This window comes from Nostoc sp. (assembly GCF_036917555.1).
Taxonomy (GTDB): domain Bacteria; phylum Cyanobacteriota; class Cyanobacteriia; order Cyanobacteriales; family Nostocaceae; genus Nostoc.
This window is the reverse complement of the sequence record NZ_JBALDD010000058.1, coordinates 1-14,070: the sequence shown is the minus strand read 5'-3', so window position 1 is coordinate 14,070 and position 14,070 is coordinate 1. Positions and strand designations below refer to the sequence as shown.

The window sequence follows — 14,070 nt, the reverse complement described above, 5'->3', positions numbered from 1 at the left end:
TCAAAAGCGATCGCTCACAGATAAATATCTGCAATATCAGGTCAAAGAACCCAGGATAATGAATCATAATTAATCTCTATAGCTTTGAGTTATCAGCCATCAGCCACCAGTTATCAGCCGGAAGCTGAGATGCAGAATACTCAAGGCTTTTGATTCAACTTAACGAATTAACTATGAATTCTGAAAAAATCAAAAATTCTCTAAATATTTCGCCAACGATACGTGTGGGAGTACTGGGTTTCGGCGGACTCGGACAAGCAGCCGCTAAGGTAGTTGCTGGCAAACAAGAAATGATTTTAGTTGCAGCAGCAGATCATAAAGGCTACGCTTATGCTGCTGACGGTTTAAATACTAAAGAATCCATTGCAATCTATCAGTCCCAAGGTTCGGTGGGTTACTTAGAGCCAATTGGTACATTAACAAATCAAAGTATTCAGGATTTAATCGAAATAGCTGAAGTAGATGGGTATTTTTTGGCTTTACCTAATCTACCAAATGATTTTATTCCCACTGTCGCTAAGGAATTTATCAAATCTGGTTGGCGTGGGGTATTAGTAGATGCGATTAAACGCACCACTGCTGTAGAACAACTCCTAGCGATGAAGGAGGAACTGCAAGCCGCTGGGATTACCTATATGACAGGATGTGGTGCTACCCCTGGACTGTTAACAGCAGCAGCAGCTTTAGCCGCCCAAAGTTACGCCGAAATTCATCAAGTTGAAATTACCTTTGGGGTGGGAATTGCTAACTGGGAAGCTTACCGCGCCACTGTTCGGGAAGATATAGGTCACATGCCTGGTTATACAGTAGAAACTGCTAGGGCAATGACTGACGCACAAGTAGAAGCACTACTAAATAAAACTAATGGCGTGCTGACCTTGACAAATATGGAACACGCTGATGATGTGATGTTAGAAGTCGCAGGGATAGTAGGGCGCGATCGCGTTACAGTTGGTGGTGTAGTTGATACCCGCAATCCTAAAAAGCCCCTCAGCACGAATGTGAAGGTAACAGGACGTACCTTTGAAGGGAAGATTTCTACCCATACATTTACTTTGGGAGATGAAACCAGCATGGCAGCAAATGTCTGCGGTCCTGCTTTCGGCTATCTCAAAGCTGGTAGACAATTGCACCAACGCGGCATCTATGGAATATTCACCGCTGCCGAAATTATGCCTCAATTTGTTAGGTAAATAGGGAATAGGGAATGGGGCATGGGGCATGGGGAATGGGGAAAAGAGTTTTCCCCTCTGCACGCCGCCCAATGCCCAATGCCCAATTCTTATAATGGTATTTCAGTGCTGATAAATCGGAGGTAAGTGTGACCACTACGGTACACTGGCAGGAACGGGTTGGTAATCAAAGAGATTGGATTTGGCGTGGCTGGCAAACCCGTTATACTTACATTCGCCCTAGCCAAAGTCACCCCAATACAACACCCCTAATTCTGTTACATGGCTTTGGCGCTTCCATTGGTCATTGGCGACATAATTTAGAGGTGTTGGGTGAGCATCACACAGTTTACGCCATAGATATGTTGGGTTTTGGCGCTTCTGAAAAAGCCGCAGCTAATTACAGCATCGAATTCTGGGTTGAGCAGGTTTACGATTTCTGGAAAACATTTATCCGTGAACCAGCAATATTAATAGGCAATTCCAACGGTTCACTGATAGCTATGGCCGCCGCCGCCACTCATCCCGATATGGTGCGGGGTATGGTGATGATGAGTTTACCCGACCCGTCATTAGAACAAGAAGCAATTCCTCCTGTGCTGCGCCCACTCGTTACAGCAATTAAAAATGTTGTCGCTTCACCGTTGATACTTAAACCTGTATTTAACTTCGTGCGCCGTCCTGGGGTGCTGCGTCGCTGGGCACGTCTTGCCTACGCTAACTCAGAGGCGATTACCGATGAACTCATCGAAATTTTAGCAGAACCTCCCCAAGACCGAGGTTCTGCGAGGGCATTTAGTGCTTTGTTCAAAGCTGCGATCGGAATTAATTTTAGTCCCAGTGTCAAGAAAGTATTACCAACCTTAACAATTCCCATGCTTTTAATTTGGGGACAAAAAGATCGGTTTGTTCCGCCAGCCCTGGCTAGCCAATTTGCCCAATGTAACGAAAAGTTGGAATTGCTGAATCTAGAGGATGTAGGGCATTGTCCCCATGATGAATGTCCAGAACAAGTTAACCAAGCGATTTTAGATTGGATTGAAAGATGGCTTGGCGTAGGCGAAGCCCGCCGCAGGCATCGCTAACCGTTGGTTGTTTCCTAAATATTATGCAATGGGAGCGATCGCATCAGCAGTAACTAGCCAATCGTCGCCTGGTTAGTGTCAACATCTGTAGCACCATTTACAGAACCCGCCACAGAAATCATTTTGTTGAGAATTTCTTGACTGGGAACTTTACCTTTCAACACCACAGTGCTACCCGTCTGAGCCACCCAAAGGGTATCAACATCGTCGAGTTGGGGGTCTTGATCAAATGCCAACGCTACCCGCTTTGCTAAACCACTTTGGTCATATTCTCCGCTTAATCCTAGACGTTCTGGGGGTATTGATTGCGTAGCACTAGCGACATCACTACTAGGAGCTTGCTGCACAGCCTGTGGAGCCGGATTTATTTCTGCATTTTGAGGTTTTTCCAATCCAAACAATCTTTTTAACCAACCCATAAAACTTTTCTCCTATTAGAGGCTTCTCAAATCCGAGTATAAAAGCTTTACAAAAATGCTGCATCTACCAACAAAAAGATATACATTCAATCAAATTCTTGCTTGCAGTATGATTTCTAAACAATTTCTCGATTGAGAATGCAATGAGTGCAGCTGTTAAGTTTACAATAGGAGGTCGCACTGAAAATTTAGTGCGGTAGTAGGTCTAGCGTTGCCCTTTGCTAGTGTCTGCATTACTCAATTCCTGCTCTAGCCTCTGTTGGCGAAGATGAAACATACCCTTTCAGTTCTTGTAGAAGATGAGGCGGGTGTTCTTTCCCGCATTTCTAGTTTATTTGCGCGTCGCGGCTTTAATATTGAAAGCCTTGCTGTTGGTCCTGCTGAACAAGGAGGAGTCTCCCGAATTACAATGGTTGTCCCTGGTGACGATCGCATCATCGAGCAACTTACTAAGCAACTGTATAAGTTAGTCAATGTCCTAAAAGTCCAGGATATTACCGAAACCCCTTGTGTCGAGCGGGAATTGATGCTTTTGAAGGTGAATGCTAGTAGCAGCAATCGCTCAGAAGTGATTGAATTGTCTCAGATTTTCCGAGCGCGAGTCGTCGACGTGGCGGAAGATTCTCTCACCTTAGAAGTTGTGGGAGATCCAGGTAAAATGGTAGCGATCGTGCAAGTGTTGCAAAAATTTGGTTTGAAAGAAATCGCCCGGACTGGCAAAATAGCCCTGACTCGTGAGTCGGGTGTGAATACCGAGTTACTCAAATCTTTGGAAGCAAAGGTTTAGTTGGGAATTTAAATCAAGACTCAGAAATACTCAACCGCAGCAGAAGTCATAGTGGCAATTGTTACTATGGCTTCTGTTTAGGAACTAGTACCGCTGCGCAAAAGTCAAAAGTCAAAAGTATTGTATTCCAGGCTTTCGCGCCATTTTGAATGATATGTTTATTTACGCCGTGTTGTACTAGCAAAAAGAGAAATATCCAAATAACCTTCAATTTTAGCGTTCCCGCTTCTCCTGTCGGAGACGCTACGCTAACGGGTTACTGTAGGCATCGCTTCTTCTGGTGATACGTTACTATAGATGACACGCATCATCTCTGGCAGCTATTCATCCATCATCGTGACGTTAGCGTAAATCACCCGTTGTATTTTTTTAGTTAAAACTGCCATAAATTAAATTATATATACCCTATTTAATGCTGTATAAATCTAATGAATCCTCTTGGCACAGTACTCCGCAGTCGTTATAAAATTATTCATCCCTTGGGAAGCGGCGGATTTGGGGAGACATATTTGGCAGAAGATTTAGATATACCTACAACTCCTAAGCCTAAATGTGTTGTCAAACATCTAAAGCCACAAAACCAGAATGAAGCACTTCTGAAAATTGCTAAAAATTTATTTAACCGGGAAGCTGAAATTTTATATCGCTTAGACAACATTCACAACCAAGTTCCCAAGCTATTCGCCCATTTTGAAGAAAATGGCGAATTTTACCTAGTACAAGAATTTATTGATGGGCATAACTTAAGCAAAGAAATAATAGCAGGTCAGCCTTGGGGTGAAGCAGAAGTAAAAAAACTGCTCAGGGATGTTTTAGAAGTTTTAGTATTTATCCATCAACAAAGTATCATTCATCGTGATATTAAGCCACAGAATATCATGCGTCGTCGTCAAGACGGAAAGATTGTGCTGATTGATTTTGGAGCAGTGAAAGAAATTAAAGGCTTGGAGACGAATACTCAAGGTCTAGTCACATCAAGCATCCTGATTGGCACAAATGGCTATATGCCAGATGAACAAGCTAATGGCAAGCCCAAACTGTCTAGCGATGTGTATGCAGTAGGTATGCTAGGAATTCAAGCATTGACAGGCGTAGCGCCTCAAAATTTACCCGAAGATCCCGTAACAGGTGAAATAATTTGGCGGGATCGGGCGAATGTCAGCGACAGATTTGTCGAGGTGTTAACAAATATGGTGCGCTCTCACTTTAGCCAGCGTTACCAAACAGCAGCAGAAGCGTTGCAAGCACTTACTCAATCAACACCATTACCAAAACCAAAGTCAGATCGCCAGCGATCGCCATCTAATTGGAAAGTTATGGTAACAGGCGGAGCAGTTTTACTTGGATGTATCATGTCTTTGTATGTGGTATCTAGATATTTTGCTCAATCACCAACTCCTCCAAATCCACAAGCAGTTACTCCGAAACCGCTTCCTCTAATCAAAAAATTCTCTCAGCTACCTTGCGATAGCGATCAACAGCTATCCTCACCCCCCACAGCGACAGGCAAACCAACATTCGAAACTGATATCTATAAATATTACGGGCAGATCAATTCAAAAACGAAAGAAGCCAACGGTAGAGGATTGATGATTTTTAAGCAGAAGGAATATCAATACTATGGAGACTTTAAGAATAATAAACGTAGTGGTTGTGGAAGATTATCATATCCGGTAACAAGTAAGATTAACTATTATTTAGGACAGTTTGAAAATGAGGATTTGCAAGGGCTAGGAGATTTAAAATTGAGAAACGGAAATGAATATAGAGGAAACTTTGCTAAGAGTAAATGTCAAGGGGAAGGAGTATATATATATGTAGATAAAACTGAAAAAGATGGAATCTGGCGTGAAGATAAGTTAGAAGGAAGTGACTTATTATGTAATAAAGAGCCTTCAGCATCTAGTATGCTAACTATCAGCTTTCTCAGCCTAAAACCCTTTTAACAGTTTTCAGCTTATTTACTTAGGTAACAGTCTTCCCATAAATTGGGCTTTTATGCGTTAATGGCGGATTTAAATTCCTCATATCGAATTGCATTCAAAGATAGTAAATTCAGTAGACCGAAAAGTTCTGCGATTGCTCTGTGATAGATATTGTTTAATTGTTCAGATTGGAAGCACATATAATTTGCCAAGTGATGTTTATGGAGAGCAGAGATAGTTTGTAAATTGGGTTGATTCCACTTGATTTAGGTACAACGGTTAGATAGTTTAGTGAAATAATTTGTTATTTTGATGGAAAAATTACCAGTGGTACTGTAAAAGAGATTAATAATTAACTTAAGTTAATTAAAAGACTTGGATATGGCTTTTGTGACTTCAGCAATTTTAGATTACGCAGTTTATTAAACTAGCATTTTACTATTAATTTTCCACAAAATTGGCGAAATATGCTAAAATATTAAGAAATACTTAAGTTTATTTTCATTGATGCTAGTAAAATACATCTAATGGTTTATACTTAGTTTATTAACGATGTTTTGACAAATCTCAGTATTTATACTATAATCTCTATAAGTACGTACTTAATATGTTTTGTATTTTGTAATATGATGGCTGAAATATGAGCTTGATACCGTTATTTATAAGTATTAATGTAAGTGCGACTTTCTAGAGAATTAGTATTTATGAATTTTAGGTTGTATACATTAGAAAAGCGAGGTGTTTTATGAAGACAAAATTTCTACTTTATGCTTCTTGTTTACTTATTTCTACAAGTTTAGGTGTTCTTCCAATACAGCAAATACTAGGGCAAGAAGCATCGCCAGCATCTCTTGAACCAAATACTGTACCAGGTTCCCCAACAGAACCATCCTCTACGCCAACTGCTTCACCATCTCCTACACCAACTGCTGTACCAGTTCCCACAACAACACCAAATACGATACCAACTTCTACAGAATTCTCCCAACTACCTTGTGATAGCGATCAACAGCTATCCTCGCCTCCCCCAGTCACAGGCAAACCAATCTGGGAAACTAACGTCTATAAATATTACGGGCAGATCAATCCAAAAACGAAAGAAGCCAATGGTAGAGGGTTAATGCTTTTTAAGCAGAATCAATTTCAGTACTATGGAGAGTTTAAAAATAATAAACGTAATGGTTGTGGGAGATTATCATATCCGGTAGAAAGTAATATTAACTATTATTTAGGGCAGTTTACAAATGATGAGTTGCAAGGGCTGGGATATTTAAAATTGAGAAACGGAAACGAATATAAAGGAAACTTTGCTAAGAATAAATGTCAAGGAAACGGAGTATATATATTTATAGATAAAACTGAGAAAGATGGAGTCTGGCGTGAAGATAAGTTAGAAGGAAGCGATAATTTATCATGTAAAGAGTTTAACCGTAATTATCGATAGTCTGCACATCAATCTAATTAATTGAGTTTGGCATTCGAGTGACATGCATCTGAAGTAAATTCATAAAGCAAAGGTTATTAAAGAAGATGAAAATTAGACTTTCTGCTACTGCTTTAGTTGTTTTCACAAGTTTGAGTTGTTTTCCAACGCAACGATTACTAGCCCAAGAAGCACTTCCTGTTGCAGGACCGGCAATAGCATCAAACAACAATGATAGTAATAATAATATTACTGATGGATTACCTACTGCGGGGCCTGCCATACAGCCAGAAAGTAGACGTTCTTCATCACGCCCAACAGCCATTAGTAGAGAGGAACCTAGAAGGTCATCAAGGCGTTCAACAGCCATTAGTAGAGAGGAACCTAGAAGGTCATCAAGGCGTTCAACAGCCATTAGTAGAGAGGAACCTAGACCACGAGTTAGACGAGTAACGGACACACCACAGAGACAAACTCCTCCAAGAAGGAGAATAAAACAACCTGCTACACGAGTTCCAAAAGCACCTTCAGTCTCTCCCAATTTCCCAATAAGACTATGGTAAAACTATAGATTTCTAAAGGGCAAAATGGAAAGCTAAAAATTAGAATTTAGGAATTAAGCTTGCTGATTGTTTAATTTTGACTTGTTGATAGAAGGCATGTTTTAAACTAGTATGAAGATAGAACAATATTTCAGGTAGCCTGATTAAAGCTTTAAGCATTGCCTCAGAGGTTGTTTGAAAAGTGTTTCGTTGTGAATCTAGATACTTTTAGATCCCCCCAACCCCCTAAAAAGGAGGAAACTGGAATCAAAGCCCCCCAATATTATCAGGGAATTTAGAGGGTTCTAAAACTTTTAATACTGATAAAACGACTTTTCAAACATCCTCTCAGATTTGGAATTGTACAATATATGCCCTTAGATGAATCAGATAATACTAATTCACTCATACGCTCATTAAGAAAGCCAGAAATAACAAGGGTTTAGAAGTGTGTATGTGCGGCATTCCTTTTTGAAATTGGTATAGTTTCTTAAAGTTGATTAACAAAAGTGATTATTTTAATTTAAATAGCTAGCTTTGCTCGAAGCTGAATAGTTTATGCAAAACAAGATAATCAAAAAGAACCTAGAACTTTGTACTGGTTTAAGTATTGGTTTGGGTGCAATTGCGCTATTGTTCTGGCTGCAATCACAGCGTACTGCTAAAGTGAGTATTGAGAAACATTCAGATTTCCAAAAAACAATTGAGAAGCCAGCATCTCCTATAGTCAAGCCAACTGTTCCCGCAGCTTCTAAACAACACTTCCATCTAGTACTTAAACGAAGTATGCGGAAGCTTTATGTATATAAAGGAGATAGTTTACAAGCTACCTATCCAGTCGCGGTTGGTAAACCAGGGTGGGAAACGCCAATAGGAAAGTTCAAAGTTATTGAGATGCTGAAAAATCCAGATTGGACACATCCTCAAACTGGAAAATTAGTTCTTCCTGGTGTAAATAATCCCTTGGGGGAACGCTGGATTGCATTTTGGAATGTTGGCAGAGAATACATTGGATTTCATGGTACTCCTGATAGAACATCTGTGGGGAAAGCAGTTTCTCATGGTTGCGTTCGGATGTATAATAAGGATGCTCGTGAACTGTATGAAATGGTCAAACTTGGTACACCTGTTTTAGTAGAACCTTAATCTTGGCTTACTCCATACAAATATACTAAAAATCTCCAATGCTAAATAATTGGCTTACCTTTCAACTTGAGCGATCGCTTCTTCTGGTGAGACATTACCATAAATAACAGACATAATCCCTGGCAGGTATTCATCCATCATTGTGACATTGGCGTAAACCACCCGTTGAATAAGGGCAAAACTGAGTCTGTCACCTTCGACATCAATACTAGTTTTTTAACTAATTTCTCCGTCGGGAAAATCTAGCTCAAAGTTGCCAATAATCATGCCAGAATTAGCTCTAGTCAGAAATTAAAAGTTTAGTAAGGTCTATGTCTGAGGTTTCAAAAACTTTTAAACCCTGCCAAATACCTTCCACCGTCTAATCCAGCGTTCCGCTGCTGATGGTAAGGTAATTTTTTCAAACTCTTGTGCTACAAATATACAAAAATTTGATAGTTTAAAATTCCCATTCGCGTAATCCACCTTGACTCTTACCATAAAAGAGTCTTTGAAAACAAGTTAGTTGGAAAAAGACAAGCCTGCTTCAAGATGTAGCTCTTTCAAATCGGGTATATACCACTTACCTTTGTCATACTTTGTTAATACACCAAGTATATATTCACTGATATTAATGATCTGATACTCAATATCCCACATTGCCTCTAAGTCTCCTTTCAAACTACCCATTAAATAATACTTATGATTTTCGCCTTCATGTACTTCTATGTCCTGGCTTAGTATAATCGATAGTCCAAGAGATGTTGCTTCTAAAACCTCATCCTCATCAAATAATTTGGCATCCGAGGGGGTAAAATTGCATTGTAAAGCTTTCCCGACTCTTGCGCCCATTTCTGCTAGACTAGCGCGTTCATAGATCCGAACCTGAAAACTTATTTGTGGGTAAGTCATATAAATATTTATCCTTGCTAATTATTCTAAATTGAGTGGTTGTATTGCTAAGGAATATTTTGTTTAGGTGGTTGTATTGTTAAGGGATTTCCTCTTGACCGCTCAAGTCCAAGAGCTGTTACAGACTGTTCATCTTTGTTTGTAGTCTTACTTGCATTTGTCGAACTACGTATCAAAACGTTAAAGTGCCACTTAACCTCTCCAGTATCTCTATTTCCAGTAATCTTTGCCAGTACCTCACGCATATCCCAAATCAACTGTTTCACCTCTTTTATTCCGCTCTGGGAGCCTACTATTTGCCCATTCCTAACAGCAGTGGGATTATTCTTTAGAGCTTGTGTAAAAAGATTATCACTGACTACATAAGCATCTATATCAAAATCTGTGGGATTAAAGACATAAGGTTCTCCACTGGATGCGCACTTTTTTGGATTCATTTTGACACCCGATGCCAAACTTCCTCTGATATTAACCTGAGCATCTGGATCTAAGGCTTGAAAGCGGGGGACAAATTGTTGCATTGCGCTATGCACTTCAGCCTGTTTAGCTTTCCATGCTTTTTCCCAATTTGCATCTGCCTCTGATATGGTGATGTCCGGTGTTTTTTCCTGAGGATTGACCTTGCCTTCTACATGATTGTCTTCTTTTATACGATTACCAGTTGAACTAACTGGAGGATACAGGCTGACTCCTTGCAGTATGTTGGGTCGTTGATTAGATGAAGAGAATGGCTTGCTCACATCCGTTTCGCGCGTTTTGTGGGAACTGGGCGTTGGCGAGCGCTCAGAACTGTCCCTACCGCGGTTTGAACCTCTCTCTTGAGGTGTCCGTCCAGAATACATAACGATTTGGAAATATAAGATTAGCTAGCAACTATATTCTGACAAGTATGAATATATTTGAAATCAGACCTAAGTCTACTGACATTTCATAATCTACTAAAATAGTATGAACTTAATTGAGGTCACTTTTCAATTGTGAGGTGAAAATTATTGAATCAATTGGATACTTTTTTGGTAGAATTGTCGGCGGATTTATTGATAGGCTATCCGCTCAAATGAGATACCTGTTGCCGCGTTTCCACCATCATCTGGGGGTGTGGGGGTAGCTTGATGTTTTTCTGTTGTAGCCTGATTTTGTTGTTCGCCGTTTTCTGTATCGGTTTTGGATTCTAAATTTTTTTGGTTATCTTCGTCACTTGGTTTTTGGAAATTCTTCCGCAGTTGGATAGCTAGCCCATGCGCCGCAGAGGTTGTCGACAGAGCTTTTGTCTGGAGTTTATTTTCTTTTGGTGCAACATGAAGAGATTTCGGCTGTACTGCACTGCTATTTTGCTGGACAACGTGCGTCAACTCATGGGCCAGTAGTTCTTTGCCTGCATTACTTTCAGGAGAGTATTCGCCTTGATGGAAGAACACATCCTGCCCTGTGGTGAAAGCACGAGCTTGTATAGATTCATTTAAGCTATTAGATTGAGCATCAGTATGAACGCGTACACTACTGAAATCAGCCCCAAATGCTTGCTCCATTGGGTGCTTGATATCATCTGCAAGCGGCTGTCCATTTCCACGTGCTTGTTGGATAGAAGTTTCTAGCTCAGATGTTGCTGCTGTTCTTCCTCCACCCTGACGCTGCACCAAAGGAGTAACGGAATCTGCCAGGGATTTCATTTGTAATTGGTCTTCTTCCTCTGGCAATGCCTCCCGTTGGATAGACTGCACAGGTTCGCTCATCCTCTGCATCACCAACTGGGCGACGCTATCAGCCTCCTGGTCATAAATGTCTCCAGGCTGGTTAACTGTCAGTTTTGTTTGTGGACGCCGCAGTGAGATTCGACTAATGTCATGTATAAGTGGTTTTTTTGGGGATTTTACCTCATTCACTATCTGGGATGAAGTACCAAGCAACTTCATTTGCAATTCTTTCTCTGGTAATTCCTCCCGTTGCAGCGAGGGAGTTTCTCTCAAAGATTTCATTTGTACTTCTTCTTCTAGCAGTTCCTCGCGCTGAATACTGCTCTCTGGTTTCATTCGCAATTCATCTTCTTCATCAGGTAATTCTTCTCGCTGAAGTTGCTCGCTCTGTAGCTGATGAATTCTTTGCATCACCTGACGTGCTGTTTGGTCAGCTTCTTGCTCGTACCGATTTCCAGGCTCACCAATCGTCAGTTTTGCCTGAATTGGCATTGGTGTATCTGGTCTTCTGACTGGAATATTGGCAAAGTTATGACCAAATCGAGTTGCTTTTTCCAGTTGAGAATTCAACGATCGATCCATCTTGGCTTGCAATACAGTCAGCCGTTCTTGTCCCTCTGGCAAAATCGTCCCATGTTTGGCTTATAATTCCAATCCAGTTACTTCCATCTTTTCTTCTGCAAAAGCTTCATTCTCTACATCTGTTTGTGTCACGGGCGTAAAAGATGCTTTTTGAGTTTGACCACCAAACAGTCTATACGCCAATTGAGAAGTTTGTTCTGATGCTTGGGAATTAGAAAAACTGGATGAGGGACTTTTGAGGAATTTTATCGGTATTTATTGCAACTATTGACGATTCAATTTGTCTAGGTGATTAGTTTTGATTATCATTTACCCAAAATTGCAATTATCAAGATAATTTTAGAACTCTAATCAATTAGAAACAATTAAAATCTGTTGCTCCTGGAGATAAGTAGTGGTTTGTAAATAGTCTCATATCAGATAAAGGAGAACACGCTGCCGTGTTCCCCTAGTTACGAGGAAAAGTATCCTTGAATCTGCCTTCTGATATTAGTACTTTCTTAAGTTGACAATATTTTTATGCAAAACTGACTCCTAGTGTATAAGAAAAATCAGGATTAGAACTGCTACCAGAGAAAGTTCCGCCATCTTCAGGCAAGAAAGCATATTTACTCACTGAAATGTAGTACGTACCTGCACTCAGGGAGCGGGTAATTAATGACGAATTGCTACCGCCTCTATCGTCGCTCGTTTCCAGTAAAGTTCTAATTCCAGTATCGTCAAACAGTCCGAGAACTGTATCTCCTGATGTCACTGTCTTAATAGTGACAGTTTCTGGATTTGCTAAAGAAAATTTAAAAAAGTCGAAATCGCGATCGTCCCCTGGGTGAACTGTAGCAATCTAGGCTGAAAGATTAATGTTTTAGCCTGATGATAAGCAACCTAACCCTTCAGGACTGGTGAGTGTATTGTTTGTACTTTATCCAGTATTTTTCCGCTCATAGAAAAGTAAAATTGTCACTATCAAGTGTGAGACCCACTACCCCCTGCACAATACCGATGATCTCATCTTGCTCTGCTCCCAGTTTGTCTAAGAATATTCGTGTGTTGCTTCCAACAACTTGCAAGCGGTAATTCTGTGAAACTCCGTTGAGTTCAATTCGGTCTTGGCTAGAGTTGAAGTCAGTAATAATAGCCAAGTCTCCAAAACCAGGATTCATAATATTGTTATCGTCGTAGAAAACATTTACAGCGTCCCCCAGGATAAATCTATCTGCTCCAGGCCCGCCAGTTAAGGTATCAGTTTCTCCTAATCCAGGGGGAAACGGGCTACCAGGAAAAGTACCGATGAGGATATCGTTTCCAGATCCCCCATTGAGTATTTCATTACCCGGCCCACCTTGTAGGCTATCATTGCCGTCCTCACCATTGAGGATATCATCGCCATTATTACCGTCTAGGGTATCATCGCCTGCTCTTGCATTTATAGTGTTATTAGAAGTATTACCAAAAAGAAAGTTGTTAAAACTGTTACCTATCCCGGTAATGTTGCCACCTTCTGTCAGTCTCAGGTTCTCCAGATTGGTTCCTAGTATGTAGTTTACAGAAGACCGGACGTTATCTATACCTGAATTCGCAGCCTCTGTAATGGTATCTAGAGTAGTGTCAACAATGTAAGTATCGTCACCTGCTCCCCCATTCAAAGTATCAATACCTAAACCGCCATCAAGTGTGTCATTGCCATTATTACCGGATAATCGGTTATTTTGGTTGTCGCCAGTAATGCTGTCATTTGCATTTGTGCCGATGACATTATCAAAGTTGACTGCGGTAAATGACAATTTTCCCAAACCAGGAACGTTATTGGCAGCTAAACTTTGGGTTTGCAGGTTAGCGGTGATAAATACCCCAGCCAAAGATTGGGATGCATCTATGGTGTTGTTGGCAACATTAGCATTAGCAATAACCTTTTCTACTTTAAAGAGTTGGTCTTTTCCCAATCCCCCAGCTTTTTGAATGCTTCCAACACCTGACAAGGTAATAGTTTGACCTAGTTGAGTGTAGTCTACGGTATCAATGCCATCTCCACCATCAATGTTGTCGTTACCTTGACTGCCTTTGAAGGTGTCACTGCCTGCACCACCTTTTAGAGTGTCGTTTCCTGTGCCCCCATCAAGTGTATCATTGCCATCTCCACCGCTTAGACTGTCGTTCGCCGTCCCACCTGCGAGGGAATCGTTACCAGCCAAACCATTCAAGATATCGTTACCGGAGGTACTATTGGCATTACCACCACTAGCCCAACCAACTATGGTGTCATTTCCCGAACTCCCATTTATCGTGTCAGGATTTGTAGTACCGAAAGCCATATTATCTCTCCTAAATTTCTCACTAAATATGTAAGTTCAGCATCAATCAAAGAACTATTTATTAGTTCAATGTAGATTACTTGTCATTTGCGTAA

General features: G+C 40.7%; 15 protein-coding genes and 1 pseudogene. 7 read left to right on the top strand and 9 right to left on the bottom strand.

Annotated elements, in window-relative coordinates; translation table 11 throughout:
• Positions 1-173 precede the first annotated feature (173 nt).
• Both bioU and V7K60_RS21855 read left to right on the top strand, forming a co-directional pair.
• Positions 174-1,193: a (S)-8-amino-7-oxononanoate synthase BioU gene (gene bioU / locus V7K60_RS21860; RefSeq protein WP_334928286.1), complete on the top strand. Its 1,020-nt coding sequence runs from the start codon at positions 174-176 to the stop codon at positions 1,191-1,193.
• A 128-nt stretch (positions 1,194-1,321) separates the two neighbouring features.
• Complete coding sequence (locus tag V7K60_RS21855) at positions 1,322-2,257, top strand: alpha/beta fold hydrolase (RefSeq protein WP_334928284.1); 936 nt, start codon at positions 1,322-1,324, stop codon at positions 2,255-2,257.
• A 53-nt stretch (positions 2,258-2,310) separates the two neighbouring features.
• Here V7K60_RS21855 and V7K60_RS21850 read toward each other — a convergent pair whose 3' ends face one another.
• Positions 2,311-2,676 carry a BON domain-containing protein gene (locus V7K60_RS21850; RefSeq protein ID WP_334928282.1) on the bottom strand — a complete coding sequence of 122 codons (366 nt, stop codon included), beginning with the start codon at positions 2,674-2,676 and terminating at the stop codon, positions 2,311-2,313.
• Positions 2,677-2,944: 268 nt separating this feature from the next.
• Here V7K60_RS21850 and ilvN point away from each other — a divergent pair, with 268 nt between their 5' ends.
• The 4 genes and pseudogenes from ilvN to V7K60_RS21830 all read left to right on the top strand — a co-directional run bounded on the left by ilvN (position 2,945) and on the right by V7K60_RS21830 (position 6,832).
• A complete protein-coding gene (ilvN, locus tag V7K60_RS21845) occupies positions 2,945-3,463 on the top strand; it encodes an acetolactate synthase small subunit (RefSeq protein WP_104905365.1) in 519 nt (172 codons plus the stop codon).
• Between the two features lie 428 nt (positions 3,464-3,891).
• A complete protein-coding gene (locus V7K60_RS21840; protein ID WP_334928279.1) occupies positions 3,892-5,409 on the top strand; it encodes a protein kinase domain-containing protein in 1,518 nt (505 codons plus the stop codon).
• 242 nt (positions 5,410-5,651) lie between these two features.
• Positions 5,652-5,819, top strand: a pseudogene (locus V7K60_RS21835) (transposase); the annotation flags it as partial.
• 314 nt (positions 5,820-6,133) lie between these two features.
• Positions 6,134-6,832, top strand: a complete 699-nt coding sequence (locus V7K60_RS21830) for a hypothetical protein (RefSeq protein WP_334928277.1) — start codon at positions 6,134-6,136, stop codon at positions 6,830-6,832.
• A 13-nt stretch (positions 6,833-6,845) separates the two neighbouring features.
• Here V7K60_RS21830 and V7K60_RS21825 read toward each other — a convergent pair whose 3' ends face one another.
• Positions 6,846-7,352, bottom strand: a complete 507-nt coding sequence (locus V7K60_RS21825; protein ID WP_334928275.1) for a hypothetical protein — start codon at positions 7,350-7,352, stop codon at positions 6,846-6,848.
• 559 nt (positions 7,353-7,911) lie between these two features.
• Here V7K60_RS21825 and V7K60_RS21820 point away from each other — a divergent pair.
• Positions 7,912-8,499: a L,D-transpeptidase gene (locus V7K60_RS21820; RefSeq protein WP_334928273.1), complete on the top strand. Its 588-nt coding sequence runs from the start codon at positions 7,912-7,914 to the stop codon at positions 8,497-8,499.
• A 280-nt stretch (positions 8,500-8,779) separates the two neighbouring features.
• Here V7K60_RS21820 and V7K60_RS35370 read toward each other — a convergent pair whose 3' ends face one another.
• From V7K60_RS35370 to V7K60_RS21790, 7 genes are all read right to left on the bottom strand, one after another.
• Positions 8,780-8,857, bottom strand: coding sequence for a DUF6939 family protein (locus tag V7K60_RS35370; protein WP_442944444.1), 78 nt, complete (start codon positions 8,855-8,857; stop codon positions 8,780-8,782).
• 143 nt (positions 8,858-9,000) lie between these two features.
• Positions 9,001-9,390, bottom strand: coding sequence for a hypothetical protein (locus V7K60_RS21815; RefSeq protein WP_334928271.1), 390 nt, complete (start codon positions 9,388-9,390; stop codon positions 9,001-9,003).
• Between the two features lie 47 nt (positions 9,391-9,437).
• The gene (locus V7K60_RS21810; RefSeq protein ID WP_334928269.1) at positions 9,438-10,130 is read right to left on the bottom strand and encodes a hypothetical protein; all 693 of its coding nucleotides are present in this window, start codon (positions 10,128-10,130) and stop codon (positions 9,438-9,440) included.
• Between the two features lie 294 nt (positions 10,131-10,424).
• Complete coding sequence (locus tag V7K60_RS21805; RefSeq protein WP_334928267.1) at positions 10,425-11,708, bottom strand: eCIS core domain-containing protein; 1,284 nt, start codon at positions 11,706-11,708, stop codon at positions 10,425-10,427.
• 18 nt (positions 11,709-11,726) lie between these two features.
• Positions 11,727-11,849 (bottom strand): hypothetical protein, encoded by a 123-nt coding sequence (locus V7K60_RS21800; protein WP_334928265.1) that lies wholly within the window; start codon positions 11,847-11,849, stop codon positions 11,727-11,729.
• A gap of 334 nt (positions 11,850-12,183) precedes the next feature.
• Positions 12,184-12,507 carry a DVUA0089 family protein gene (locus V7K60_RS21795; protein ID WP_334928350.1) on the bottom strand — a complete coding sequence of 108 codons (324 nt, stop codon included), beginning with the start codon at positions 12,505-12,507 and terminating at the stop codon, positions 12,184-12,186.
• 97 nt (positions 12,508-12,604) lie between these two features.
• Positions 12,605-13,975 (bottom strand): calcium-binding protein, encoded by a 1,371-nt coding sequence (locus tag V7K60_RS21790; protein ID WP_334928263.1) that lies wholly within the window; start codon positions 13,973-13,975, stop codon positions 12,605-12,607.
• Between the last annotated feature and the right edge of the window lie 95 nt (positions 13,976-14,070).